The organism is Chitinimonas naiadis (assembly GCF_054780835.1).
This window is the reverse complement of the sequence record NZ_BAAGVO010000004.1, coordinates 1,923,463-1,948,076: the sequence shown is the minus strand read 5'-3', so window position 1 is coordinate 1,948,076 and position 24,614 is coordinate 1,923,463. Positions and strand designations below refer to the sequence as shown.

Below are 24,614 nucleotides of genomic sequence, written 5' to 3'. Positions count from 1 at the left end.
ACGATGACAAGTCGACGAGGTACAGGAGATATACCATCGACATGGCAAGGGCAGGATCAGGCACGTCGATCCTGCCCGTCGTCACCGGGTCAGCCGCGCAGGCGCAGGGTCAGGCCCTTGAGGAAGTTGCGCAGGAACTGGTCACCGCAGCGGCGATAGTTCTTGTGGTCCGGGCTGCGGAACAAGGCGCTGAGTTCCGGCCGGGAGACCCTGAAGCCGGCCTGGTCCAGGATGGAGAGCATGTCGTCCTCCTTGAGCTCGAAGGCGACGCGCAGTTTCTTCAGCACCAGGTTGTTGTAGAGCGGCAGTGTGATCGGTTGCAAAGGGCGGTTTTCGTCGCGACCACGCTTGAACAGGATCAGGCCATCGAGGAAGTGGGCCAGTACTTCCTCGGGGCAATCGCGATAGCCTTCTTCCTCGTCCTTGCGCAGGTAGTCGATGATATCGGCGCGATCGCTCTCGAAGCCGGTCAGCTTGATGATATCGGCGACCTTGCCGTCGGTGATGTTGAGCAGGTAGCGGATGCTGCGCAGTACGTCATTGGTGATCATGGGGTTCCTGTTGCGTTGGCGGCCGCCCGCGGCGCGGGCGAACTACCACTTCTGTATGTAGGCGATACTGAGCTGACTGGCAGCAGTTTCTTTCAAGCGGGTGCGACTGTAGAGGCGACCATCCTGATATTCGGGCTGGTCGGTACGAAGTTGTTCGGGCAGCAGATCGCGCAAGCTGATCTGCCAGCGGCCGTCACGGCCCTCGGGGCGGCTCAGGCTCACATCCACCGTGTGTTGGCCTGATTCATACCAGCTACCGCCGGGACCACCTTTTTCCACCCTGGCCGCGTAGTGCCAGTCGAACTTGCCGCGCCAGCCACCGGGCACGGGGCTGGCCAGGCTCAGGCTGAACAGGTCGGCGGGCTGGTCGAAGATATGGCGCTTGCGACCGGTGGTGGGGTCGCTGACGCTGGAGCCGATGTGGCTGGCACTGATATCGAGCGTGGCGCCTTGCCAGCCGAGCCGGGCCAGGTTGAGCCGGCTGCCGAGCTTGAGCGTCCAGGTGCGGGCGTGTTCGATATTGTAAGGCACTTCGACCCAGCGGCCTTGTGAAAGCAGGTTGCGGTCCTCAATCAGGTCCTTGATCTCACGCACGCTGAACTGGGCATTCAGTTGTCCGCGCTCCGCTGCCAGCTTGCGCTCCAGGCCGGCCTCACCGGTCCAACTGCGCTCGGGACGAAGTTGCGGGTTACCGATCAGGTCAGGATTGAGGCTGTCATTGTCCGGGACATTGTCGCGTACCGTGCTGAGCTCGCTGACCTTGGGCAGTCGTATGCTGCGGTTGATGCCAAGGCGGACGACGGTGTCGGCATCGGCCTGCCAGCGCCAGGCGCCGGAGGGCAGCAAGTTGAAGTAGCGCCGCGCAATCTGCTCTGGATAGGTGGGCCGGGTGTCGATATGGTTGCCGCGCAGACCGAGACTCAGCCGCTGTTCGGGGCGGACTTGCCAGTCATCCTTGAGCCAGAGCGACGTCCGGTATTCCAGTTGGGCATAGCGCTCCAGCGACGGCAGTTCACCCTGCTCGTGCACGGCCTCCTGCTCCTTGCTGCGGATCTCGCGCCATTCTCCGCCCAGGCTGAAGGCGTGTGCTACCCAGCGCCGGGCCGACTCCAGGCTCAGCTTGCTATCCCTGTCCTGGCCGCTGTCTTCTTCCTTGCGCAGGCGCAAACGCAGCCCCCACGGGTCGGTGTCTTCGCGCAGCAGCTCGCTCTGGTCGATGCTGCCCTGCAGGAGCAACGAAGCCCGGTGTTTCCAGCCGCCATAGGGGCCGGCCCAAGTCACGCTGCTACGCCAGAGGGTATTGCGGGCATGCTCGGTCTGACGCCCCACCAGCAAGGCAGTGGCTTGGTCAGGCTGCGTGGTGGCGCGTCGTAGCAGCCGGTCATTGAGCTCGCTACTGTGGGCGAGAAACGGCGTAAACGTCCAGATACCTTGTCCGTCGGGAATCTCGAAGCTGGGGGCTAGGCGGTAGTTGAAGCTGCGCCGGTGTTCCTCGACGTCTTCCTGCTCCTGGCCCGCAGCATAGCCAGCCGGATCGAAGAAGTGCGTGGCCTTGCTCCAGCTCAGTGGTTCTTCCCGCCAGGCAAGGTCGGTGATCAGCTTGTCCTGCCAGTTGGAACCCTTGGCGGTGCGGCTCAGGCCCAGCCGGGCCGTGGGGCGGCCGTCGCTGCTGCCTGCTTCGAAACTCGATTCCTGAGAGGCGGATTCGGCCGGTGTGCGGGTCAGCCGCAGATTGAGGACGGAGGCACCGCTGTCGGCCAGCGGCACCAGCACGCTATCGAACCAGATGCCGGGCAGGGTGCTGAACCATTTCAGCGCCCGTTCGGGCAGCGGCTCATCATCCAGCCAGAGCGTGGCCTCGCCACCTTGGGCACGGGCTTCGTGTTCCTCGGGAGCGGTTTGGGTGCGGTGGTTGCTGCCAGGCTGGTCCTGCCCCCAGCATAGCGAGGTGATCAGCACCCATAGCCACCATGGTGCCTGTTTCACCATGGTCCGTGCCTAGCGACGGAGTACCGAGATCACGCCCGGTACCTGGTTGACGTGTTCAATCACCTTGCGCAGCGCTGTCGCGTCGCGTATCTCCAGCGTGAAGCGCATGCGGGCGATCTGGTTGCGGGTGATGGTCTGGGCGGCCGTGACGTTGATCTTGTCGCGCGAGAGCAGGTCGGAAATATCCCGCAACAGGCTGGGCCGGTCGTGGGCTTCCACTTCCACATCGGCGGCAAAGACCTGGCCATGCTGCGCCTGCGTGAGCTTGTCGCCCCAATCGGCCGTGATCAGCCGCTCCGGTGCTTGCGACGACAGGCGCTTGAGGGTCTGGCAGTCGCTACGGTGGATGCTGATGCCACGGCCCTTGGTGACAAAGCCGACGACGGCGTCGGGCGGCACTGGCTTGCAGCACTTGGACAGCATGGTCATCAGCTTGTCCACGCCCTCGATCAAGATGCCCTGGCCCTGCGTATCGGCGCGCGCCCGCTTGATGATGTCGCCGGTGGCGACCGGGATTTCGACTGGTGCAGGCGCCAACGCCAAGGCGAGGTCGCGCGCGGTCACCTCGTTCTGGCCGATGGCGGCAAGCAGTTCGTTCAGTTGCTTAAAGCCGAGCTTCAGGGCGAACTCATCGAGATTGGGATGGCTGCCTGCGCGGACCAGCTCACGGTCGAGGATGGTACGACCGGTTTCGATCGCGATATCAAGGTTCTGCTGGCGCAGCCAGTGCCTGACCTTGGTAATGGCGCGATGGCTCTTCAGGTAGCCCTGGTGCAGCCAGTCGATACTCGGGCCGCCTTCCTTGGCGGCGAGGATTTCCACGCGCTGGCCCGTTTCAAGCGGCGTATCCAGTGGCACGATATGGCCGTTGACCTTGGCGCCGCGGCAGCGGTGGCCCAGGTCGGTATGCAGGTGATAGGCAAAGTCGACCGGCGTGCTGCCGTGGGGTAGTGCGATGACGCGACCTGCCGGCGTCAGGGCGTAGACCGTGTCGTCGAACTGTTCGGCCTGGAAGGCCTCGGCCACGGCGGTCTGCTGGCTGACGTCCTCGCGCCAGTCCAGCAGCTGTCGCAGCCAGGCGATTTTTTCCTCGTAGCGGGCATCGCCCGAGCCACCTTCCTTGTAGCGCCAATGCGCGGCGACGCCGTATTCGGCGTGCTCGTGCATCTCGAAGGTACGGATCTGTACTTCGAGTGCCTTGTCCTGCGGGCCGACCACCACGGTGTGCAGGCTGCGATAGAAGTTGCCCTTGGGGTGGCTGATGTAGTCATCGAACTCACCGGGTATGGGCTGCCAGATGTGGTGCACCACCCCCAATGCGGCGTAGCAGTCGGGCAGGGTATCGACCAGCACGCGAATGGCTCGGATGTCGTACATCTCGCTGAAATCCAGCCGCTTCTTCTGCATCTTCTTGTAGATGCTGTAGATATGCTTGGGCCGGCCCATCAGGTCGGCCTTTACGCCTTGCTCGAGCAGCTTTTCGCGCAGGTTGGAGATCGCCTCGGCGATGAAGGTCTCGCGATCTACCCGCTTTTCGTCGAGCAGGCCGGCGATCTTCTTGTACAGCGCGGGCTCGAGGAAGCGAAAGCCCAGGTCCTCCAGCTCCCATTTGATCTGCCAGACCCCGAGCCGGTTGGCGAGCGGTGCGAAGATATCCAGGGTCTCGCGTGCGATCGGCACCCGAACCGATTCCTCGCACTTGGCGAGGTAGTGCATGGTCTGGGTGCGCCAGGCCAGCTTGATCAATACGACCCGGATGTCTTCCACCATCGCCAGCAGCATCTTGCGCACGGTCTCGATCTGCTGCTCGGCGTCTTCCTTGCGATTGGCATCCACCTGGGCCAAGGCCGACATCTTGCGGACTTTGCTCACACCATCCACCAGCTTGGCGACGGTCGTGCCAAAGCGTGCCGAGATCTGTTCGAGCGCATCGGGCAGATGGTCGGGGGCGCAGAACAGCAGGGTGGCGATAACGGTATCGGCGCTCAGGCGCAGGTCTGCCACGATGCTGGCCGCAGCGACGGCGTGCGGGAATACCGGTGCGTTGATCGGTGCGTAATGCATGCCGGCATACAGGGCCTGCACCCATTCCATGGCGGCGGTGATCTGCTGCATTTCCGCCGGGCTGAACCGATCTGCCAGGCGGGCGAGCCAGGCTTGCGGGTCGGCGGCCTCGGCAACGGAGAGGGCGAGTGGACGGGTGGGAGCAACCATGGCGCGAATTATGCCATGCGTTGGCGGCGGGCTTTTCTGTTGGCGTACAGATTGCGTGGGTGAGGGGGGTGAAGCCGCGCAAGCCGCGCCCTTGCTGGGCTGCTTAATGACCCTTTAAATGAGAACAAATATTATTTGCAATTGAGAATTTATCTTGATAGAGTTCAGTTCATCTGTTGAGCCGAACCTGGCGGTTGCGATCGGGAAGCGAATGGCTTGGTTTTGCGCGGCAGAGCAATGTATCGGTTTTGCGGTTCCTCGACTGCAGATGCATTGCTAAGGGTCTCCCCGACCCTTGATGTGTCACCACCCAGTACGGATTCCGGCCCCTTGTGGGCCGGTCTTTTTTTGTACGGTCCGGATGGCACACCCTCTTCCGTGGTTTTCCTCATGGCATCTGGCTCATTGCTGCAGTGTGCCAAATGTAAATTGTTTGCAAATAAGAATTACTCTCGTTACAGTTGCGCCTGTTTTTCGGCGGAGATCACTCCCCGACCAGAATTTCAGTGCCAGCCTTGTCAGGTAGCAGGGTCTGGGCAGTCAGGTTTTCAAATAAACACAGGGAAGTAGACATGGCTTATATCGCCAGCAAGAAACACGGCGACGTTCAGCGCCTCAAGAGCACCGCTTTGGCTTCTGCAATGATGCTGGCCCTGCCAGCCGGTATGGCCGTTGCGGCAGAGCAGGCCCCGGCCAAGGACGATACCGTCCTGCCGGCGGTCAAGGTGCAGGCGCAAATCGAACAGCCGGCTTACAAGGCTGAGAAGTCCAGCTCGCCCAAGCTGACCCAGCCGTTGCTGAATACCACCCAGACCATCTCGGTGATCAAGGAAGAACTGATCCAGGAACAAGGTGCGACCACGTTGACCGAGGCGCTGCGCAACAGCCCGGGCGTGAGCACGTTCTTCCTGGGTGAGAACGGCAACACCAACACCGGCGACGCGATCTACATGCGTGGCTTCGATACCTCGAGCAGCATCTATGTCGACGGTGTACGCGACCTGGGCTCCATCTCGCGCGATGTGTTCAACATCGAGCAGATCGAAGTTGCCAAGGGTCCGGCCGGCACCGACAACGGCCGCGGCTCGCCGACCGGCTATATCAACCTGTCTTCCAAGACCCCGAAGCGCGACGATGCGATCTCCGGTTCGGTCAAGATCGGTAGCGCGGACTACAAGCGTGCCAACCTCGACTGGAACAAGTCGATCAAGGGCATCGACGGTGCGGCTTTCCGCCTGAATGTGATGGCGCAGGACGCCGGCGTGGCGGGTCGTGATGAAGTGAAGAACAAGCGCTGGGGCATTGCACCCACGCTGGGCTTTGGCCTGGGTAGCAATACCCGCACCATCTTCTCCTACCTGCACGTCAAGCAGGACAACGTGCCTGATGGCGGCGTGCCCACCATTGGTCTGCCTGGCTATTCCAGCCCAGTGCAGAACGCCTCTGGCACCACCACGGCGATCCCGGCACGTCCTTACGTGACGGCAGCGCCGAAGGTGAATTCGAGCAACTTCTACGGCTCAACCTCGGACTTCGACAAGGTGACGGCTGATATGTTCACCGCCCGTTTCGAGCATGATTTCTCGTCCAACGTCACGCTGCGCAACATCTCGCGCTACGGCAAGACCAACCAGAACTACGTGCTGACCGGCTTCATGGGTTCGGCCCCGAACCTGCTGACCCCGAACCCGGCCAACCTGGATACCTGGACGATTGCCCGCAGCAACCGTCAGATCAAGGATCAGCGCAACGAGATACTGACCAACCAGACCAATGTGACGGCCAACCTGGTTACTGGTGGCATCGAACATTCGCTGAGCGGCGGTATCGAATTGATCCGCGAGACCCAGACGACCTACGGCTACGATGGCCTGGGCACCATGCCGGCCGCCAATCTGTACCATCCGGACCCAAACGCCACAATCACCGGCTACAACCCGATTCGTAACGGCGTGCGCACCGACGGCACCACCAATACCGTCAGCGCCTACTTGTTCGACACCGTTAAGCTGAGCGAACAATGGCAGTTGAATGGTGGTCTGCGTCTGGATCACTACAACACGACTTATCAGAGCATCGCCAAGTCCACTGCGGCTGCAAACCCCACGCTGCCGGTTGGCACCCTGGTCCCGACCTCAATCGAAGCCAAGGACAACCTGCTGAACTGGAAGTTTGGCGTGCTGTTCAAGCCCGTCGATATCGGTAGCGTTTACGTCTCCTACGCCACCTCGCAACAGCCTCCGGGCGGCGCCAACTTCGCGCTGAGCACATCGGTCAACAGCGCAGCGAACCCCAAGTTCGACCCGCAGGAAGCCAAGACGGCTGAAATCGGCACCAAGTGGGACCTGCTGGACAAGAGGCTGGCCGTGACGGCCGCGGTCTACCGCACCGAAGTGACCAACGAAGTCGAACAGGATCCGACCGACAAGCTCTACTACCAGACCGGCAAGAAGCGTGTGCAAGGTGTGGAACTGAGCGCGACCGGTGACATCACCAAGGAATGGTCGGTCAGCGCTGGCTTCTCGATCGCAGACACCGAAGTGGTCAACGGTGCTTCGGTCGGTGCAGATGCCGCCAGCCGCGCGCTCAACTACACCCCGAAGAAGACGTTCACCTCGTGGACTACCTACAAGCTGCCGTATGGCATTACCCTTGGCGGTGGCGCACGCTACGCAGATGGTCTGCAACGCGGTGCGGACGGTGCGGTCGGTACTCCGTCGCACACCGAGTCCTACTGGGTGTTCGACGCGATGGCTGCCTATGCCGTCAATCGCAACGTGACCATCCAGCTGAACTTGTACAACCTGGCCGACAAGGAATATGTCGCCGCCATCAACAAGAGTGGCTACCGCTACACGCCGGGTGCTGAACGCTCGGCCCAGCTGTCCGCCAACTTCCTGTTCTGATAGCGAGATTTCCTGCTGTCTCCGGAGCCTTCCCCCAGGGGGAGGCTCTTTTGCTTTGAGGTGGTCTACCCATGCTGTTGCATATTCCCGAGGTGCTGACACCGGCACAGGTCCTGTCGATACGCCAACAACTCGACGCAGCCGACTGGACTGACGGCCGCGAAACGGTCGGCGCGCAGGGTGCGCAGGTCAAGCGCAACCGCCAGTTGCCGGAGAACTCACCGCTTGCCCAGCAACTGGGGCAGGTGGTCTTGCAGGCATTGGCGCAGAACCCGCTCTATTTCTCGGCTGCCTTGCCCTTGCGCACGGTGCCGCCGCTGTTCAACCGCTATGAAGGGGGAGAACACTACGGCCTGCATGTGGATGGCTCGGTGCGCAACCTGCCGAATGGCGGCCGCTTGCGGACGGATCTCTCCTGCACGTTGTTCCTGTGCGAGCCCGGAGATTACGACGGTGGCGAGCTGGTGATTGTCGATACCTATGGCAGCCATGAAGTGAAGCTGCCTGCTGGCGACATGGTGCTGTATCCCTCGTCCAGCCTGCACAAGGTGGAGCCGGTGACGCGGGGCGCACGCGTCTGCTCGTTCTTCTGGCTACAGAGCATGGTGCGTGACGATGCCCAGCGCGGCATGCTGTTCGAGCTGGACCAGAATATCCAGAAGCTGCGCAGCAAGGTCGGAGAGAGTGAAGAGGCCGTTGGCCTGACCGGCCACTATCACAACCTACTGCGCATGTGGGCTGAGCTATGAGTAGTGCATTGCCGCTGCGCTGGTTGAACCGCCTTGCTGCTTTGTGGTTGCTGCTGGCGCTGGCCAGTGCCCTGAGTTACTGGAGCCGGCCGGTGCTACTGGGCTTGCTGGACCCCGTGGCCACCCATGTGACGGTTCCCGACGGCGCGCCGACGCTGAGTGTCGATCAATTGGCTGCACAATTGCGCGAGGACTTCCCGGCGTGGACACTGCTTGCGCTGTCGCCAGCGGGGGGGGGCGACCAGGCTGTTCGCGCGGAGCTGCAGACGGCGCCGGGCCTGACCGAAACCCGTTATCTGAATCCTTATAGCGGCAAGCTGCTGGCACGGCCGGGATTCCAGCCGTTCTTCCAGGCACTGGAGCAGACCTGGCATTGGCTGTTCATGCTGCCGCTCGGTCGCATCAGCCTGCTGGGAGCCGGCGCCTTGCTGGCGTGGCGCTGGTCGCGGCGTGATGGGCAGGCCGCACTGCCGTTGAATACGGCAACCCTGGTCGTGCATGCCAGCCAGACCGGCCACGCCGAGAATCTGGCGCGCCAGACGGCGGAGAGCCTGCGGGCTGCAGGCCTGCTGGTTGAACTGCGGGCGCTGGGCGAACTGACACCTGCGGCGTTGGCGGCCTATCCGCAGGCACTTTGGGTCGTCAGTACCTTTGGCGATGGCGAGGCACCGGACAGTGCACATGCGTTTGCCCGCCACATGGGCCAGCAGGTGGCGCTGGGTGGCGTGCGCTATGGCCTGCTGGCGCTGGGGGATCGACACTATCCGCATTTTTGCGGCTTTGGCCACCATGTCGCGAACTGGCTGGATGGTCAGGGCGCGCAGGCCTTGTTCCCGGTCATCGAAGTGGATCAGGGTGACCCGGCTGCCATTACCCGCTGGCAAGCTCAACTGGCGACGCTGACTGGGCAAACCGCCTTGCCGGCCTGGCAGGAAGACGCCTTGACGGACTGGCGCCTGCAGGCGCGCCAGCATCTCAATCCCGATAGTCAGGGTGCGGCCAGCTATCACATCGCACTGGAGCCTGAGGCGGGGGTGAGCATAGCGTGGCAGGCCGGCGATATCGTCGAGATCGCGCCGCGCCATGCGCCAGCGAAGGTGAGTGCCTGGCTCTCGGCCCGGGGTCTGACGGGCGACGAGACGGTCACCCGGCAGGGCGAACGCAACGATCTGGCGACCGTACTGGCGTGCAGTGAATGGCCGGACGAGATCGAGGTCGCCAATGCGCAGCAGTTGGCCGATACCCTGACAGCCATACGCCCTCGCGCCTATTCCATCGCCTCCATCCCGGCGGATGGTCGGTTGGAATTGTTGATTCGGCAGATCCGGACCGCCGATGGCCTGAGTCTGGGCTCAGGCTGGCTGACTGAATATGCAGGGCCGGGCCAGCAACTGCAGGTGCGGGTGCGCAGCAATCCGGGCTTCCATGCCGCCACCGACGCACGACCGATGATCCTGATCGGCAATGGCACCGGTCTGGCAAGCCTGCGTGCTCACCTGAAGGCGCGCGCCTTGCAGGGATACGGCGACAACTGGCTGATCTTTGGTGAGCGCAGTGCGGCGCATGACTTCTACTACCGTGACGAACTGTTGGCCTGGCAGGCTGACGGCAGCCTGGCGCGGCTCGATACGGCGTTCTCGCGTGACCAGGAACGGCGTATCTATGTACAGGATGTGCTGCGGGCCGCATCGGATGAGGTTCAAGCCTGGCTGGCGCGCAGCGCGGCTATCTATGTCTGCGGTAGTGCGGCCGGTATGGCCCCGGCGGTGAATGATGTGCTGCTGGACATCCTGGGCGAGGAGGGTGTTGAAGCCCTGATCGCAGCGGGGCGCTATCGGCGGGACGTATACTAGCGTTGAACCGTTCCGGTACAAACAAAAGGCCGTAGCTGAATGCTACGGCCTTTTGTCTGACGACTGCCATGGGGCAGGGCGGTGTGGCTTTCGCTGCGAGCGCGTATTTAACGATAGCGCGAGGTCTAGAACTTCACTTCCAGCATGGCCATGACCTGGGTATAGGTCGGGGTGCGGGTGCTGCTTTGCGTTGCGCCCGCGCCGGTCTGCCGGACGGTGGTGACATAGTCCTGGTGCAGCAGGTTGCTGGCGGTAACCCGCAGCTGCACGGTGGAGCTGAAGCGGTACATGCCGTAGATGTCGACTTGGCGCTTGGCATCCACGTCCTTCCACTCGGATTCGGTCGTGCGTACCGTGTAGTTCGGTACCAGGTTGATGCTGGTGCCGAGCGTCAGGGGGATGCCACTCAGCTTGTAATCGAGACCCAGGTTGAAGAGCTCCGGCACCTGCTCATCCAGGCGATTGTTCGGGCCGGGGATGTCATCGACCTTGGACCAGTAGCGGCTGTAGTTGGCACGCAGGTCGATCGGCGGGGCGTTTTCCATCAACTCGGCCAGGCGGAACTTGGCTTCCAGCTCCACGCCATAGCTCGTGGCCTTGCCGAGGTTGCGCGGACGCGAGACCCAGCGCTGCTCGCCATCGACGTTTTCCAGTGCGGTGTCGCGACGGATCAGGTTGTCGATCTGGCGGATGAAGGTCGTGGCGCTGACGAGGCCGCCCTGGGTGTAGTAGTGCTCGTAGGCGAGGTCGAGACCCCAGGCGAGTTCCGGCTTGAGGTTGGGGTTGCCGGCGCGGTCCGGATCGCTGCGGGTGTTGTCGTCCTCCGAGAGCACCGGGCGGGAGATCAGGTCGCGGATATTGGGCGACTTGTAGCTGCGAGTCAGACTGGCGCGCAACTGGTCCTTGGTACTGTCGGGAATGCGGTAGATGGCGTGCAGCATCGGGCTCCACACGCTGCTGGTGTTGTTGGTATCGCCCAGCGCATCGGTGCTCTGGGTCTTGATGCCTTCCCAGCGCAGGCCGGCATAGGCGGACCATTGCGGGCCCATATTCCATTCGTCCTGGGCGAACAGTGCATAGCGGCTGGTGCGAGCTGTCAGGTCGTCGCCGGCGTCGGTGATATAGGGGCTGCCGTCGATCAGCTTGGTGCGGGTTTCTTCGCGACGGCTGAGGTCGATATCCCAGCCCACGGCCAGCGAATTGTCCTCACCCATCGGCTTCGACCATTTGCCGCCGGTGGTGAAACCCTTGTCCCGCACAACCGAGGTGTCGTCGGTGTTACGGCTGCCGACGCCGAATGCATCGTATTCATCGCGATGGCTGCTGTTGGTCGAGCGATTGGTGTTGAAGCCGAAACGTGCCTCAAGCTTGGCACCGTCGCTGAACTGGCGCTTCCAGTTGCCAAAGCCGCGTGCCATGTCCATCTGCGATTCGCTATCGCTGACTGCCAGGGCATAGCTGGCCGGTTCGCCGCTGAGGCGGGTCACGGTCGATTCGGTATGGCTCTTGTTCTCGTTGTGCATCAGGAAGGGCTGGAAGGTCAGGGTGTTGCCCTGATCGATGCGCCAGGTGATGCGGGGTGAGAAGTTGAGGTTGTAGCCGGACGACTTGCTGTTGTTGCTACGGGCTTCGTCGTAGAGCTGGCCATCGCGACCGGTACCTTGTTCGGTGGCGGTATTGCTGTTGGCGCGGTTGTTGCGGTTGTAGCCGGTACTGAGGGTGTAGTTGATGTCATCCACCTTGTTGCCCCACTGCAGGTCGACACGGGGCTGGACTCGGCCGTCTTCCACCGCCATGGCGATACGCGCCTGAGCGGGCTGGGCTTTGGCGACATAGTCCTCACGCAGGATGATATTGATGGTGCCGGCAATGGCACGGGCACTGTGCTCGGCAACCGGCGCCCGCATGACTTCGATACGCTCGATGGCGTCCGGAGACAGCGATTCCAGCGAGAAGCCGCGCGCCATCGGTTCGCCATTGATCAGGATCTGGGTATAGCCCTCCGACAGGCCGCGCATGCGGATGCCGCTACCACGACCGGGAGGGCCGCCCATGGTGACGCCAGGCAGGCGCTTCAGCACGTCCCCGACGCTGCTGTCGCCATAGCGATCGAGTTCTTCACGACCGACGATGATCTTGCTGGCAGGTTGGTTGCGGCGTATCGCCGTTTCCACATTGCTCTTGCCTTGTACGACGATGGCATCGGTTCGCTCGGCGGCCGGCTTGGCGGTGTCGTTTTCTGCGGGGGCCGGCGCGTCTGCCGCCATGACAGACCAACTGGCAGCGCAGGCCAGCGTCAGGGAGGTCAGGGGGATTCGCAAGGCGGTTCGGGCCGGTCGGGTCATGGTCAGTTGAGAATGGTTATCGACATATATAGTATCGCCGAGCCATGTTGCTGAAGCTCGTGCAAAGCCGTTAAAACTTGTAACAAAGCTTGCTGGATCTTGGCTGACTGCCGGGTGAACGCGGCGGCCCCTTGGGGGCGGGGTCAAGGCACGAAAACCAGCAGCACGAGGCCGAGTAGACCCAGGCTGACTGCCGTGAGTTTCAGGCTGGTAGCAAGCCGGAAGCGCAGGGTGAAGAACAGGACGTAGCCCAGTATCGAAAGCAGCAGCACCAGAATGGCGCTGATGTCGATGATCCAGAACCAGGCGCGACCGCTGTTCTTGCCGCGGTGCAGATCGTGCAGCATGGTGGTGACGGTCGCACGCTCGACGGTGGCGTCGACCTGGCCGTCTGCGAGCGTGACCAGCAGATCGGACTTGCCGCTGACGCCTTCGAAGCGGATCTGTGCCTCGCCGTCGATGATCTCGCCACTCTTGAATTCACCCTTGAGCGGGATATGGCTGGCGACGATGGCGGCCAGTGCCCGTGCGTGGTCGTCCGACTTCTGGGCCTCGGCCAGCTCGGCTGCACTGAGCTTGAAGTTGTTGTCGACCGCCTTGTTCTTGCCCTTGAACCAGTCCGGATGGTTGAGCAGCAGGCCCGACAGGGAGAAGAACATCAGCGCGATAAAGGCGAAGGCCGACAGGTAGGCATGCAGCATGCGCGACTGGCGATAGAACCAGCTTTTGTCGAAGCGGCGTGCACTGGCGACGGGCTTGTGCATGTGGGTGTCGGGCGGGTTGCTGCTCATACGGGCTCTTCCAGAAACGACAGGCCGGGCAAACATTACCCGGCCCGATTAAAACATGGCGATAGCGCTCGGCGGATCAGATCGCTTTGCCATAACGCAAGGTGACGGCGCCCAATTCTTCCTTGGCAGGAACCGGCTGGCTGAACGGCTTGGCGGCCAGTTCCAGTTCGAAGGTCTGGTAGGTATGGCCACCATGCTCGCGCGAGGCTTCGATGTGGACCAGGTACTTGCCTTGGGTGACCTTCTTGCCTTCTTCGTCGCTGCCATCCCAGGCGATCGCGTACTTGCCGGGCTTGCGGGTCGGCTTGGTCACGGCATCGAGCTTTTCGATCTTACGACCGTAGCGGCGCCACCAGACATAGTTGGAATCGATCCACTTTTCCTGATTGCCGAGATGGGTCAGGTTGCGGACGATGTTGCGGTTCTGGTCGGTGATCCAGATTGCAACGAACGGCGCCTTGTAGTTGTCGCTATCGATCTTGGGGATTTCGTATTCGATATTGGTGCTGAAGCCGGCCGGCCAGGGGGTGCCGGCTGCGTCGGCGGTATGGATGAGGGACGGGGCGCGGGCTTCGCGCTGGGCGGCGACGCTGTGCCAACCACCGGAGCTGAACTGGCGGCCATCGGCCAGTTGCAGCAGGGCTTCCACGCCGGGGAGTTTGGCGATCATGGCCAGGCCTTGGGCGGGCGACAGCACCGACAGGGCGGTGGCCAGGGCATCGGCGTCGGCCGCTTGCGGTGCGATCACAGTGGCGCTGCTGATGAGGCTGGCGGCGGAGCCGGTCTGGGGATCCAGAGTGTGACCATACAGGTTATCGCCGACCTGCAGGTCGCGCATGCCGCGGCCGCTGGTGGCAACCGCCTGGTTGTTCAGTTGCAGCACGGCCGCGACCGGGCCGTTATCGGCCAGGCGGGCGGTGTGAGCCACGCCAACCTGCCAGCCGCCTGTCTGCGGTGCTTTGCCCCAGCTGCGCATGTCGCCGCCGATGTCGAGCATCAGGCCGTCCAGGCCGGCCACCTGCTTGCGGGCGGCGATGATGGCGCGGTCGATGATATAGCCCTTGGCCAGCGCGTCCATGGCGAAACGGACTTCTTCAGGGCGGCGGATGGTACGGCTAGCGGGGTCCAGGGTCACCGTGGCCGCAGCGGCCTTGGCGACGGATTGCTGCAGGGCGGCCAGGTCCAGCTCGCCGGCTTGTGCCGCATCCTGCCATTGCTGCAGGGCGTGGCCCAGGCGGCCACTGAAGGCGCCGGCCGTGACGGTACGCCATTGCTCGCAAGCGGCCACCACGTTGTAGAGGTCCTGCGATACCTGCATTTCACTGCAACTGTTCAGGGCGCTCAGCTCGCTGTCCGGGCGATAGCTGCTCAACACCAGATCCAATCGGTCGATTTCGGCCCGGACGACAGCCAATGCTTCTTGCGCGGTGGCTTCGTCGCCCGCGACGGCGACGAGGTCGAGCGAGGTACCCAGTACATGATCGGCATGGAAGCGCCAGCTGGCAGCCTCGGCGGATTGCGCGGCGGTGGTGGCCGGCAGGTCGGCGTCGAACTGCAGCGCTGCGGCTTGGGCAGCAAAGGGCGTCAGCAAGCCGGCGGCGGCTAGTAGCCGAGCGCCTAGGGTCATGTGCCAGGGGGTATGCCGCATGTAGTTCTCTCCCGCGTAGTAGGGTTGCGCCACCGGCGCGATTCAGGGCCATCGAAGACTGCGATTGTCTTGCAAATGAGAATTCCTTTCAATATCATCTTCACGTTATTTTCTTTATTTCAAGCGACAAGGCGGAGAAGGCGATGAAACTGGTTGGCATGCAACTCAAGAAATCGGTGGCGCTGCTTGGCGTGGCTGCGACGGTGCTGGCACCGTCCGTATTGGCGCATGGCGGTCCCTATCTGCTGCCCACCCAGTTCGCTATCACCCGCGACTACGTGAGCGTGCAGGGCGCAATCGGCAATGAAGTGTTCTTCATTCCGCAAAGCCCAATCCGCAACGGCAACTACTATTCGATCAGCCCGGCTGGCGCGCGCGTCAAGCTGGAAGGCGTGACCACGCTGAAGGACTACGTCGCCATCGAAGCACCGGTCACCGAGAAGGGTACCTATCGCCTGACCACCGGTGATGACCTGGTCCGTACCAGCAAGCTGGCCTTTGTGGACGGTAGCTGGCGCATGGTCCGTCCGGCCAATATGGGCGGTCAGCCTAGTGGCCAGCCTGCAGCGCAGCGTCCGGCTCCACCTGCCGGAGCCAACCCACAGGCAGCGGCTCTGGCCAACCCGGCGGCAGGCGCGCCTGCCACGCCGCCGGCCCGCCCCCGCTTTGTCGAGGAATCGGCCCTGACACCGGATATGCAAGTGGTAGAAGTGAAGGCTGTGAGCAAGGCCGAGACCTATGTCAGCAAGGGGGCGCCCAGCGTTGCCGCCACCAAGCCGAGTGGCCAGGGTTTCGAGCTGTGGCCGATCACCCACCCCAATGACATCTATGTGGACCAGGGTTTCGAATTCGAACTGCTGGAAGATGGCAAGCCGCTGCCGAACGTGGCCGTGGAAATCGCCCGGGCCGGCAACTTCTACGACGAGAAGAAGGAATACGCCGAGCTGAAGACCGACGACAAGGGTCGTGGCAAGGTCAAGTTCGATGCCCCGGGTGCCTATATCCTGTTGACCAACTACCCCGCTGCGCAGCGCGACCGCGCCGCCGCACCGGCACCGCGCAGCTATAGCTACAGCCTGACGTTTGAAGTGATGCGTTGAGCAGCTAGCTGACACAGTGTGAGCAGCATGCCGCCGCCCCATACCTTCTGGTTGGGGCGGTTTGCTTTTGTGGCGGGACGATTGCGTGAGAATCGGGTGGACAGCGCCTTCGGCTCATCCACCCTACCGCGGCCTGGTCGTTCCCTCGCCGCCGCTACCTGCGCTTAGCCATACTCGCGCTTCAGCACGCTGCGCATACGCCGTAAGCCCAATGCCAGGCAGAGCGCGATCACCGGTATCGAGATCGCGGTGGCGAGCTCGACGTTGAGATGGATGCCGGTGCTCTTGGCGGCCTTGAACAGGTAGCCCACAAGGCCCGCGCCGTAGTAGGTGATGGCGGCGATGGAAAGGCCTTCCACCGTCTCTTGCAGCCGTAGCTGCAGGCTACCCTGGCGTGCCATGGAGGTCAGTAGTTGCTGGTTTTGCTGCTCGCGGTAGATATCCACCCGGGTACGCAGCAAGGCGGTGGCGCGGTTGACCCGTTCGGCCAGTTCGCGCTGTCGGCGGGCTACCGTGCCGCAGGTATCCATGGCGGGACCGAGCCGGCGCTCCATGAACTGCTGGAAGGGCTGCAGTCCCTGGATACGGCCTTCCCGCAGCTCGGCGATGCGATGCCGCACGATTTCGTGATAGGCCCGTGCGGCGGTGAAGCGATGGTCGGTGCGGGACAGTGCGCTTTCGATGCGACCTGCCATCTGTGTCAGGCGTTGCAGCAGTTGTGGTTCGTTGCCCTGATGGGTATGGGACATGGCACCGGTCAGCTCGGCCAGTTCGTTGTCGGCTTCCGCCAGTTCCGGCGAGATGGTCCTGGCAATGGGCAGGGCGAGAAAAGCCAGCATGCGATAGGTGTCGATTTCGAACAGCCTTTGCAGCATGCGGCCACCCTGGCGGTGGCCCAACTGGCGATCCACCACCAGATAGCGGGAAAAACCATCCGGGTGCAGCTGATAGTCGGTGTAGGCCCGGCCTGCGCCGTCGCCGATTTCGGCGCCGATCAGCTCATGGTGCTCGAAATAGCGGCTGGCGATGGCATCGGCACCGACGGGTAGCGCTGCCTGGGACTGCAGGTAGGCGTGTGCCGCGACCAGCATATTGCCGGGTAACTGTTCCAGCCAGGCCGGTGGTAGTTGGCTAAGGGCGGTGTCGGTAAAGGGATGGTCAGTGTCGCCGGGGAGGATGATGGTCAGGGCGGAGAATTCGCCATGCCGCACCCAGCGCAACTGACAATGCCCCAGGTGGGCGTTGAAACTGCTGGCGGCCGGCTCGGGTGGTGGCAGGCCATAGTGGGTCGCCAGTTCCCGATAAAGCCATAGCTCTTGCGAAGGGCTGAGGTTGCGATGCAAGTAGGCCAGGTAGGAAACCCGCGCCGGCGTGCTGATGGGGAGCTGGGCTCGGGCGTGGGCTTCGTGGCACAGGCTGCGCCGCTGCGGGTGCTCATTGAGCCTGAAGGCGCTTGTAAGTGGATCGGAGAGGGTTTCCATCGCACGCTCCCTTGCAGGACAGATACTGCAAGGGTAGTGCAATCGCGCGGCTTATGTTGCGATGCAACATAACCGTTGGTCGGCGCCAGCGTCAGCCCTGCGTGGTGCGACCGATCAACAGCCGGTGAGCAAGCAGTGAGCCGACACCGAAGAAGGCCATGGCGGTGGCCAGTGGCAGGGCCGTATCGGTACGCCAGGCGGCCATGGCGATGCCGGCCAGCGTCGCCAGACCAAATTGCAGCGCGCCCATCAGCGCGGACGCGCTGCCAGCCCGCTGACCGTGGCCGGCGAGCGCAGCGGCCGAGCCATTGGGCGAGATGAAGCCCAGGCTGGCCACGAACAGGAACAGGCCCAATAGCAAAAGTGGCAGGGGCGGTTGGCCCAGCAGGCTGATCAGCAGCAGGGCGGTACCGGCGAGGGCGGGCATCCACAAGGCACGGCGCAGCAACGTGGTCAGCGAAGTGCGGGCCAACAGCCTGACATTGAGCTGGCTGGCGGCGATGAGCCCCAGTGCGTTGCTGCCAAACACCCAACCGTAATGCTGGGGAGCGATGCCGTACTGCTGGATCAGCACCAGTGGCGAGCCGGCGATATAGGCGAACATGCCGGCCTGGGCGAGGCCGGTGGCCAGGGTGTAGCCCAGGAACCCGCGCTCGCCGAGGAGTTCGGCGTAGCCGCGCAGTACCCGACCGAACTGCAGCGGTTCGGCATGGCGGATGTCGTGCGATTCTGCCAGGCCAAAGTGGACGGCCAGCAGGCAGGCAAAGCCAAACCCGGCCTGCACGCCGAAGATGGCCTGCCAACCGGCGACGGTCAGCACCCAGCCGCCCAGCAGCGGGGCGAGGATGGGGGCAAGGCCCATGACCAGCATCAGCAGCGAGAAGGCACGTGCGGCCTCCCGTGGCTCGCAACGATCGCGGACCACGGCACGGGCCAATACCATGCCGGCACAGCCACCCAGACCCTGGGCGAAGCGCAGCAGGGCCAGTTGTTCGATGCTGGTCGCGAACAGGCAGCCGAGCGAACCGGCGACATAGAGCGCTAGGCCGACATAGAGCGGCGGCTTGCGACCGTAGCGATCGCTGACCGGTCCATAGACCAGTTGACCCAGCGCCAGGCCGATGAAGAAACTGGCCAGTGTCAGCTGTGCACCGCGACCCAGCGCCGCCTCGATGGCCGGGAAACTCGGCAGGTACATGTCGATGGACAGCGGCGCGATGCCGATCAGGGCGCCCAGCAGTATCAGCCAGGGAGGCAGGAAGCTGCCGTGGGGTGGGGAGGTGTCGGTCATTGGGACCCTTGCGGAGAAAAGGGGAAACGCTGGCGCGAATGGCTGCGCAGCCAGGCTGAAAATGCATGCACCCTGCCGGAGCGTCGGCAGGGTGCGGGGATGGCCGAAGTCTAACCCAGGCGATCAGAACATGCTGTTGGGGTTGGCGGCTTTCTCCGGGATGTCCTGGATGACGTCCCAGTGCTCGACGATCTTGCCCTTGTCGAGGCGGAAGATGTCGACGATGGCACTGCCGCGCTCACCCGGTTTGCGCACGGCGTGAACATGCAGGATCACGTAGTCGCCATCGGCGTAGGCCTGCTTGATGGTGCTATGTGATTCCGGTTCTTCCTGGCGCAGGTAGGCAATGAATTGCTTGAAGCCCTCTGCACCATCTGCGGCAGACGGGTTGTGCTGCTTGTAGTAGGGGCCGAAGTACTTGATGGCCGCCTCGGCATCTTTCTGGTTCAGGCCTTTCTCGTAGAAAGCCAGCACGGTCCGCTTGTTGGCTTCTTCTTGCGGAGTGCCTTTGGCCCAGGCGCCTTGTGCCAGGCAGAGCGCAGTCAGTGCGATCAGGAAGGTCTTCATGGCTATCTGCTCCTTGTTGTCTTGTTCAGGCGGTTGTCTGGCTGGCGGCGGTGAAGCGGCGGCGAGGGTGTTGGTGCTGCTCGGCTTCATCGACGATGGCGACGGCAAGGTCGGCCACGGAAATTCCGGCGGGCTTGTCGCCGTCGAACAGGACATCGTCGGTACCGAGGCGATATTGGCCACTACGCTCGCCCGGTGCCAGGAAGACCGGCGGCGAGACGAAGGTCCAGTCCAGCGCCTGCTCGGACTGGATGCGTTTCAGTGCTTCACGGGCAGCCAGTGCGCCCTGCTTCCATTCCGCCGGAAATTCCGGAGTGTCGATCAGTTGCAGGCCCGGTGCGATGTAGAGGCTGCCGGCGCCGCCGACCGTGATGAAGCGCTTCACGCCAGCCGCCTTCACGCCCGCGACGATCGCCGCCTGGCCTTGCAGGAACAGGTCGTGGATATCGGCCTTGTCCCAGCCCGGATTGAACGCGCTGATCACAATGTCGCTGTCGGCAACGGCGCGGGCAACCTGGGCGCTGTCGTAGACGTCGGCCTGTACCACGGTGAGATGCGCCTGCGGGGCAAGCTTGGCCGGGTCCCGGCTCAGGGCGGTGACGTCGTGGCCGCGTTGCAGGGCTTCGGTCAGAAGTGCGCTGCCTACAAAGCCGGTGGCGCCGATCAGTGCGATTTTCATGATGTAGTCCTTGTCGGTGGGTGAAGAGGAGTCAGTGCGTCATGCGTGCAAGGCTGGCCACAAGGGCGCTGGGGTCGTAGAGCAGTCGGCCGTCGACCGGGAGCATGGCATCGCCGTGCCGGACCAAGAGTGCGGGCACACCCTGCAGGCGGTGCTGCTGCATCAGTGCCAGCGCTTGCTGCCGTACGGCGAGCAAGGGCGGCGTCGGTCCGCTGGCCAGTTGTTGCCGGAATCGTTCGGCCTCCAGGCCAAAGCCGGTGGCAAAGCGGGTCAGCGTGTCGATGCGGTAGTGCAGACCATGCTCGTAACGCAGTGCCTGCAACCCTTGCAGCGCGGTCAGTCCGAGCTCGGTCTTGTCGTGGGTGATCCACTGCCAGGCCAGGGTTGCCAGGCTGGCGTCAAAGGGCTCGTTGAGGTCATCCAGTATCTGGCTGCGATAAGCCGGGCTGAATATCTGGCCAGTCAGACTGGCGATGCGCCGATCGTTTTGCCAGAAGAAGCGTGCGCGTTCCGCTGTCATGGCCTGGGGGTGCGCAAACAGGCCGGTGGGCAGCAGGGTCCAGTCCGGTGCGAGCGCAGCGTCTACGGCCGTGAGCGCAGGGTGGGCGCCGTAGCACCAGCCGCAGAGTGGGTCGAATAGCAGGGTGAGTTGCAAGGACATGGTGTGGATGGCCTGGGTCAGTCGATGGCGGCATCTTGCGGGTTTTGATTGATCAGATAAACGCGGGAAAGCACAATTCATTGTTCTTGAATCAAGAACGATGGCGTTGTGCCCATGTCGCGCCATAAACCCCAATCGCGGGAGCAAGGATGAAACAGATCGATCTGAACCGGCTGGCGGTGTTTGCTGCCGTGGTGGATGCCGGCGGCTTCACTGCGGCGGCGGAGCGGCTGGGGCAGGCCAAGTCCCAGGTCAGCCTGCAGATCGGGCGGCTGGAAGCGGAGCTGGGCGTGTCGCTCTTTACCCGCAGCACACGACGGGTGGCGGTGACCGAAGCAGGCGAGCAGCTCCACGCTGACTGTGCACCGCTACTGCTAGGCCTGCAGGACGCCATCGTGCGCATCAGCGCAGGTGGTCGGCTAGATGGGCGGTTGCGGGTTACGGCAGGCCTGGCGTACAGCGATTCCGTCCTTGGCGGCCTGCTGGCTCGTTTTGCGGCGCTACATCCCGCACTGGATATCGAGCTGGTAGCTAGCGACAGCTCGCTGGATCTGCTGGCCGAAGGGCTGGACCTCGCCATACGCGGCGGGGTGCTCAGGGATTCCAGTCTCAAGGCGGTCAAGCTCGGCGGTTTTGAGCAGGTGCCGGTGGCGAGCCCGGCCCTGCTGGCCCGCATGGGGGTGCCCAGGCGGCCGATGGATCTGCATGGTCAGCCCTGGGTGGCGCTGACGGTGCTGCCTGCGCCGCTGACCTGGCAGTTCAGCGCCCGTGAGGGTGATGGGCAGGACACCATACGCGGTAGGGCGGTCATGCGGGTCAACAGCGCCAGCGTGGTACGGCAGTGTGCCCGTACTGGCGTGGGCGTGGCGGTGCTGCCTGATTACATGATCCGGACGGATCTCGAAAAGGGCGAGCTACTGGAGCTGTTGCCGGACTGGCGCCTGCCGCGAGCCGGTATCTACGCGGTCTATCCGCGGGCCCGCTATCTGCCGGCCAAGGTCAGGGCGTTGATCGATTTCTTGCAGGCAGAGCTGGGCAAGCATTGAATGCTGCAGTGCAAGAATGCAACGACACCACCGGCGGTAGACGCTTCCAGACCATTTGGTGGCGTGGTGGCGAGCGGGTTTTCGTAGGATTATCCTGCTTACACCTTGAAGCGTAAGGCGTATTAGATCAGGAAGCTGGCCCGGCCCAGCCAGGACAAGCGCAGCACAATTACGATAATAGACAGGGAGTGGTATGCGGCCCGGCTCAGCTCGTGTCCTGGCGTGTCCTTACTGCCTGCATTGGCAGCGCTGCCAGGCGCTCGATACTTCGCACCGTCGGCATGTGGAGGTCTGGTCCGATCTGCGGGTCAGGCATGGCTTCTGGCATACGCCGGCCGAAGTGGTGGGCTGTGGCCAGTGCGGCCAGCTGTTCCGCAAGTCCGAGGCGGAACGGGTAGGGGTGCAGCCGTCCAGCGTGGAGGAGCTCGATTTCCGCATGAAGGATGGCTGGCGACTGTTGCCGCGCTTTGGCAAGGCACGGGAGCTTGCTTTGCTCGAACGATATCTCCTGGCACCGGTGGTTGCCACGCTCGATGAAGATGCCGTGCAGGCGGCCTTGCAGGCTGGCAATGCCGGACATCCGGATGACGAGATCGATTTGCGGCAGCGGCTCTGGCGGCTGCATAACGATACCCGGCGTCGCCATCAAGGGGCGAGCTGGCGGCGCGCCGAACCCCAGTTCCACCAGAACCTCAGCCGGCATCTCAGCCTCTTGGCGACCGGTAATGAGCTCTACGATCTGCTGGCGGCAGAAATCTATCGCGAGCTTGGCCAGTTCCATGCTGCCATGCAGCGCCTTGCCCGTGTCCAGATCAATATTGGTCACGAAAAAGTGGCCTTGATGAACTGGATTCTGGAAGGGCGGACCGAGCTCTTGGTCTACAGCCATTCCTGATGGCGATGTTTGCGCAAAACCCATTGTCATAGGCCGTTGTCATAACTGGTGACTGAGTGTGTCGGTTGAGCTACAAGCCAGTCTGTACAAGGCTCTGATCAAAAGTCCAGCGCAAGCACCACGGGACGTAAATTGTTCCGTTGTTGGTGAAATATAAATCGTTTCTAATGCGCCAAATGCCCCTGGCATGGTAGCGATTGACATCGCTTTCAGTTAGCCTCGCATGGTCATATCCATGACCCAGGGTTTATTCACAATCCAGTCGTACGGTACAAAAAAAGAGGGCAACTAGATGAGTCTGCTGGCATCGCTGGACAAGAGTCACAGCATCGCTGATCCGAGTTTCAATCGTTGGTTGATTCCCCCTGCCGCCTTGGCCATCCACCTGTGTATCGGGCAGGCCTACGCGTTCTCGGTGTTCAATTCGCCACTTAACAAGGCCTATGGCTGGTCTATCCCCGATCTGGGGTGGATCTTCTCGTTGGCTATCGTGTTCCTGGGCCTGTCGGCTGCCTTTGGCGGCAAGTGGCTGGAACGGGTTGGCCCGCGCGCAACCATGTTCACCTCGGCCCTGTGCTTCGGTGGCGGCTTCCTGATCTCCGCAGTGGGTATCCATCTGCAGCAGCTGTGGCTGCTGTACCTCGGCTACGGTGTGGTTGGCGGTATCGGCCTGGGCCTGGGCTATGTGTCGCCGGTCTCGACCCTGATCAAGTGGTTCCCGGATCGTCGCGGCATGGCAACCGGCATGGCCATCATGGGTTTCGGTGGTGGCGCCATGATCGGTGCTCCGCTGGCCGTGATGCTGATGGAACACTTCAAGACGGAAGCAACCGCCGGCATCACCGAGACCTTCGTGGTCATGGGCGTGCTCTATACCTTCTCCATGCTGCTGGGTGCCTTCACCGTGCGTCTGCCGGCAGAAGGCTGGAAGCCTGAGGGTTATGTCGAAGTCACCAGCGCCGACAAGCTGTCCGGTACCTCCTACGTCGATGTCGACCTTGCGCACAAGACCCCGCAGTTCTGGCTGCTGTGGATCGTGCTGTGCATGAACGTGACCGCCGGTATCGGTGTGCTGGGCCAGGCTTCGCTGATGATCCAGGAAATCTTCAAGGATTCGGTGACCGCTGCCATGGCTGCCGGCTTCGTGGGCCTGCTGTCGCTGTTCAACATGGGTGGTCGCTTCTTCTGGTCCAGCGTGTCCGACAAGATCGGGCGCAAGGCAACCTACTTGGTGTTCTTCCTTCTGGGTGCCGTCCTTTACGCCTCGATTCCTTCCGCAGGTTCGGCCGGTAGCAAGGGCTTCTTCGTGGTGCTGTACGCCGTGATCCTGTCGATGTACGGTGGTGGTTTCGCGACCATCCCGGCCTACCTGTCGGACAAGTTCGGTACTCGTTTCGTCGGCGCCATCCATGGCCGTCTGCTGACCGCCTGGGCAGTGGCTGGCGTACTGGGCCCGATCATCGTGAACTACATGCGTGAGTACCAGATCGCCCAAGGCGTGGCGAAGGCTCAGGCCTACAACACCACCATGTACGTGATGGCTGGCCTGTTGGTCGTTGGTTTGATCGCCAACCTGCTGATCAAACCTGTTGATACCCGTTTTGTGACCAAGTAAGGAGACCTGAGCCATGAATGCAAAGACAAAGGGTTTGATCCTCTGGTTGTACGTGTCCCTGCCGTTGGCTTGGGGTATCTACCAGACCATCAAGAAGACCTTGGCGCTGTTTGCCTGATCGGTCGTGCAAGAAAAACCCGCCAAGGTGCAAACCCTGGCGGGTTTTTTACTGCCAGGTGAGGAGACCCTCGGGAATCCACACTGGCGCAGGCGGTCTCAGAAAGCGTATTAAG

At 62.7% G+C, this 24,614-nt stretch carries 18 protein-coding genes and 1 pseudogene; 8 read left to right on the top strand and 11 right to left on the bottom strand.

Going from position 1 to position 24,614, the window contains the following annotated elements; translation table 11 throughout:
- Positions 1 to 89 precede the first annotated feature (89 nt).
- Genes ACYVHK_RS15440 through ACYVHK_RS15430 form a run of 3 tightly spaced genes read right to left on the bottom strand, consistent with a single transcriptional unit; the run spans position 90 to position 4,754 of the window.
- A complete protein-coding gene (locus ACYVHK_RS15440; RefSeq protein ID WP_460533851.1) occupies positions 90 to 551 on the bottom strand; it encodes a YehS family protein in 462 nt (153 codons plus the stop codon).
- Between the two features lie 42 nt (positions 552 to 593).
- Positions 594 to 2,540 (bottom strand): TonB-dependent receptor plug domain-containing protein, encoded by a 1,947-nt coding sequence (locus ACYVHK_RS15435; RefSeq protein ID WP_460533849.1) that lies wholly within the window; start codon positions 2,538 to 2,540, stop codon positions 594 to 596.
- A gap of 9 nt (positions 2,541 to 2,549) precedes the next feature.
- Positions 2,550 to 4,754, bottom strand: coding sequence for a RelA/SpoT family protein (locus tag ACYVHK_RS15430; RefSeq protein WP_460533847.1), 2,205 nt, complete (start codon positions 4,752 to 4,754; stop codon positions 2,550 to 2,552).
- A 572-nt stretch (positions 4,755 to 5,326) separates the two neighbouring features.
- Here ACYVHK_RS15430 and ACYVHK_RS15425 point away from each other — a divergent pair.
- From ACYVHK_RS15425 to ACYVHK_RS15415, 3 genes are all read left to right on the top strand, one after another.
- Complete coding sequence (locus ACYVHK_RS15425; protein ID WP_460533844.1) at positions 5,327 to 7,660, top strand: catecholate siderophore receptor Fiu; 2,334 nt, start codon at positions 5,327 to 5,329, stop codon at positions 7,658 to 7,660.
- A gap of 71 nt (positions 7,661 to 7,731) precedes the next feature.
- Positions 7,732 to 8,409, top strand: a complete 678-nt coding sequence (locus ACYVHK_RS15420) for a PKHD-type hydroxylase (protein ID WP_460533842.1) — start codon at positions 7,732 to 7,734, stop codon at positions 8,407 to 8,409.
- Positions 8,406 to 10,262, top strand: coding sequence for a flavodoxin domain-containing protein (locus tag ACYVHK_RS15415; protein WP_460533840.1), 1,857 nt, complete (start codon positions 8,406 to 8,408; stop codon positions 10,260 to 10,262). Before ACYVHK_RS15420 ends, ACYVHK_RS15415 begins: the two co-directional genes overlap by 4 nt.
- A gap of 125 nt (positions 10,263 to 10,387) precedes the next feature.
- On the opposite strand, the gene ACYVHK_RS15410 is transcribed toward ACYVHK_RS15415, so the two are convergent.
- From ACYVHK_RS15410 to ACYVHK_RS15400, 3 genes are all read right to left on the bottom strand, one after another.
- Positions 10,388 to 12,583 (bottom strand): TonB-dependent receptor plug domain-containing protein, encoded by a 2,196-nt coding sequence (locus ACYVHK_RS15410; RefSeq protein WP_460533838.1) that lies wholly within the window; start codon positions 12,581 to 12,583, stop codon positions 10,388 to 10,390.
- Positions 12,584 to 12,750: 167 nt separating this feature from the next.
- Positions 12,751 to 13,398: a PepSY-associated TM helix domain-containing protein gene (locus ACYVHK_RS15405; RefSeq protein WP_460533836.1), complete on the bottom strand. Its 648-nt coding sequence runs from the start codon at positions 13,396 to 13,398 to the stop codon at positions 12,751 to 12,753.
- 76 nt (positions 13,399 to 13,474) lie between these two features.
- Positions 13,475 to 15,046 carry a DUF2271 domain-containing protein gene (locus ACYVHK_RS15400; protein WP_460533834.1) on the bottom strand — a complete coding sequence of 524 codons (1,572 nt, stop codon included), beginning with the start codon at positions 15,044 to 15,046 and terminating at the stop codon, positions 13,475 to 13,477.
- Positions 15,047 to 15,189: 143 nt separating this feature from the next.
- Here ACYVHK_RS15400 and ACYVHK_RS15395 point away from each other — a divergent pair, with 143 nt between their 5' ends.
- Complete coding sequence (locus tag ACYVHK_RS15395) at positions 15,190 to 16,146, top strand: DUF4198 domain-containing protein (protein ID WP_460533832.1); 957 nt, start codon at positions 15,190 to 15,192, stop codon at positions 16,144 to 16,146.
- A 164-nt stretch (positions 16,147 to 16,310) separates the two neighbouring features.
- Here ACYVHK_RS15395 and ACYVHK_RS15390 read toward each other — a convergent pair whose 3' ends face one another.
- The 5 genes from ACYVHK_RS15390 to ACYVHK_RS15370 form a co-directional block, all read right to left on the bottom strand.
- Positions 16,311 to 17,627 carry a DUF3422 family protein gene (locus tag ACYVHK_RS15390; RefSeq protein ID WP_460533830.1) on the bottom strand — a complete coding sequence of 439 codons (1,317 nt, stop codon included), beginning with the start codon at positions 17,625 to 17,627 and terminating at the stop codon, positions 16,311 to 16,313.
- A gap of 91 nt (positions 17,628 to 17,718) precedes the next feature.
- Entirely contained in the window at positions 17,719 to 18,918 is a 1,200-nt protein-coding gene (locus ACYVHK_RS15385; protein WP_460533828.1) for a multidrug effflux MFS transporter, read from the bottom strand.
- Between the two features lie 123 nt (positions 18,919 to 19,041).
- A complete protein-coding gene (locus ACYVHK_RS15380) occupies positions 19,042 to 19,485 on the bottom strand; it encodes a nuclear transport factor 2 family protein (RefSeq protein WP_460533826.1) in 444 nt (147 codons plus the stop codon).
- 25 nt (positions 19,486 to 19,510) lie between these two features.
- Positions 19,511 to 20,164 (bottom strand): NAD(P)-dependent oxidoreductase, encoded by a 654-nt coding sequence (locus tag ACYVHK_RS15375; protein ID WP_460533824.1) that lies wholly within the window; start codon positions 20,162 to 20,164, stop codon positions 19,511 to 19,513.
- 31 nt (positions 20,165 to 20,195) lie between these two features.
- Complete coding sequence (locus tag ACYVHK_RS15370; protein ID WP_460533822.1) at positions 20,196 to 20,825, bottom strand: hypothetical protein; 630 nt, start codon at positions 20,823 to 20,825, stop codon at positions 20,196 to 20,198.
- Positions 20,826 to 20,974: 149 nt separating this feature from the next.
- Here ACYVHK_RS15370 and ACYVHK_RS15365 point away from each other — a divergent pair, with 149 nt between their 5' ends.
- From ACYVHK_RS15365 to ACYVHK_RS15350, 4 genes and pseudogenes are all read left to right on the top strand, one after another.
- Positions 20,975 to 21,871, top strand: coding sequence for a LysR family transcriptional regulator (locus tag ACYVHK_RS15365; protein ID WP_460533820.1), 897 nt, complete (start codon positions 20,975 to 20,977; stop codon positions 21,869 to 21,871).
- A gap of 193 nt (positions 21,872 to 22,064) precedes the next feature.
- Positions 22,065 to 22,766, top strand: a complete 702-nt coding sequence (locus ACYVHK_RS15360) for a hypothetical protein (RefSeq protein ID WP_460533818.1) — start codon at positions 22,065 to 22,067, stop codon at positions 22,764 to 22,766.
- 301 nt (positions 22,767 to 23,067) lie between these two features.
- Positions 23,068 to 24,357, top strand: a pseudogene (locus ACYVHK_RS15355) (L-lactate MFS transporter); the annotation flags it as partial.
- Positions 24,358 to 24,394: 37 nt separating this feature from the next.
- A complete protein-coding gene (locus ACYVHK_RS15350) occupies positions 24,395 to 24,499 on the top strand; it encodes an MFS transporter small subunit (RefSeq protein ID WP_460533816.1) in 105 nt (34 codons plus the stop codon).
- The last annotated feature ends 115 nt before the right edge of the window (positions 24,500 to 24,614 follow it).